The 1776-nt window shown below is 37.8% G+C and carries 2 protein-coding genes and 1 pseudogene; 1 reads left to right on the top strand and 2 read right to left on the bottom strand.

Features of this window, described 5'->3' with window-relative positions; genetic code table 11:
* Positions 1-215 (bottom strand): annotated as a pseudogene (locus tag ACFIKJ_RS09185) (hypothetical protein); the annotation flags it as partial.
* Between the two features lie 74 nt (positions 216-289).
* Here ACFIKJ_RS09185 and ACFIKJ_RS09180 point away from each other — a divergent pair.
* Positions 290-919 carry a hypothetical protein gene (locus tag ACFIKJ_RS09180; RefSeq protein WP_375624397.1) on the top strand — a complete coding sequence of 210 codons (630 nt, stop codon included), beginning with the start codon at positions 290-292 and terminating at the stop codon, positions 917-919.
* A gap of 13 nt (positions 920-932) precedes the next feature.
* Here the strand turns inward: ACFIKJ_RS09180 and ACFIKJ_RS09175 are convergent, their stop codons facing one another.
* On the bottom strand, positions 933-1691 hold the full coding sequence (locus ACFIKJ_RS09175) for a hypothetical protein (RefSeq protein WP_375670535.1): 759 nt from the start codon (positions 1689-1691) through the stop codon (positions 933-935).
* Positions 1692-1776: the final 85 nt, after the last annotated feature.

Below are 1776 nucleotides of genomic sequence, written 5' to 3'. Positions count from 1 at the left end.
TGACGCCTCACCTCTTCAAAATACACCACGTCAATTTGACCTGCTGTCTGCTTTATTTCTGATAGCCATTGCTTAAAGCGCAAATAACGCATTCCACCGCCTTCAAAACGGCGCGATTGAAAATTCACGGTACCACTGAACATGTCACCACTTGCACCACGTATCGCCCACCCCGTTTTGGTACCTAGATCAAAACAAAGAATCGTGTTATTCACCACGCCACTCCATACATAATGTGTTTTATATGATTGTTTTTTTCAAAAAGCGGGGAGGGAAAGGTGTGTGAAATATGTCAATAATATCTTGGCTTACTTCTTTTATCATCAGTGTAATTTCAGCAGGCTTTGTTTTTTATAAATACCACAAAGAACAAAAAGAAAAACGTTTAGGACAAAAATTACAAAGTTATAGTGTGCGTAAAATTCTTGCGCAAACATCTCCAAATACCCTTAAAGAACTTAACGTTCGCCTAGAATTAATCATCCACAATCCAACAAAACAAATAATCAAGATAAATCACATAAAAATCCCTGAAGACAACCCGTTTGAATTTAGAAAAGCATGCTACCCAGATCCCACCAAAGGTATCTCAGACTCTAAGAAATATAAAAACGCAACGAAAATCTCCTTAAAAACCCCAAAGCACATTGATTTAATAGACCCAAAACTAAAGCCTGAGCGTACGGGTTTTTTTGACCTTTTTAGTATAGAACATGAGGATAAATTGGCCCTTTGGTTTGATATAAAACCAATAGAACCATGCTTAAGAAAACCTATAATCATTGTAGTTGAACACACTTCATGTAATGATCCAGAAGAAAAGCTGGAGACTACGTTTTGTCTTGGTTTTTTCCGGTGTACAGATGAACAGAACAATATTTTTTGGAATAAATTTTTCAAAGAAAAAACGCCTTCGTGAATAATTCTAATAGCTAAAGCCATATTCTGTACTCCCAATAATAACGGAGTCTCTCCAATGTTCTACGGTGCCAAGGTAGAGATGCCATGTATTGTTGTGGTGTTAACATAGACAATTTATAAGTCGTATTGGAAATGTAATTAAAGTTTGGAACTAGGTGATCACCACGTAATCTGCCGCCACCAAAAACAGCCCCTAAACCACTAATCCAACAATTACCTTCGTGACTGAGGTTCTCTTCACTCTCTACCCAGCCACCTAAATCACCTTTCTTTACTTTGCCAAAGCTTCTCAATGCTCGTATTCGGTGTAACTTGAAAGGACCGAGATCAACTGTATCGTCTGTAAGTTCGTATTTCTTTTTACTACTATTAACTAAATCACAGCCACTAATAAAACCTGTATCAATCCATGCATCACCACACACACGGGCATTTCCACAAATTATTGCTGAACCGTATACATGTGCATTATCAAAAACTTTAGCATCAAAATAAACAATGGCATTGCCATAAACATGAGCGTTATCATAAACGTTGGCATTACCAAAAACCTTGGCTCGACCGTAAACCCTAGCACTACCATAAACCTTTGCATCGTCCCCAACCCAACAGTCTCCCTCATGACTTAAATTGCTTTCATTTTCAATAAAGCCACCTAAGTCACCTGCGTACACATCTCTAAAATTTCTTAAAGCACGTATACGATGAAGCGTAACTCCATTAACTTCGATTGTTTCATCAGTAGATTCATACTTCTTTTTAACTGTCATCTTATCCACTCCTCACTTACCCTTCTTCTTACTCTTCTTATTCTTATGAGGCGGCGCTTTTACTGCTTCATCACGCTGTTTAAGC

This window comes from Bartonella sp. PS7NMGDW, assembly GCF_042193585.1.
Taxonomy (GTDB): Bacteria; Pseudomonadota; Alphaproteobacteria; order Rhizobiales; family Rhizobiaceae; genus Bartonella; species Bartonella grahamii.
This window is presented reverse-complemented; position numbering and strand designations above follow the sequence as displayed.

Bases quoted from the DNA above. Each gene is read 5' to 3' on its own strand.
- ACFIKJ_RS09180 (WP_375624397.1), top strand. From the start codon at position 290: ATGTCAATAATATCTTGGCTTACTTCTTTTATCATCAGTGTAATTTCA.
- ACFIKJ_RS09175 (WP_375670535.1), bottom strand. From the start codon at position 1,691: ATGACAGTTAAAAAGAAGTATGAATCTACTGATGAAACAATCGAAGTT.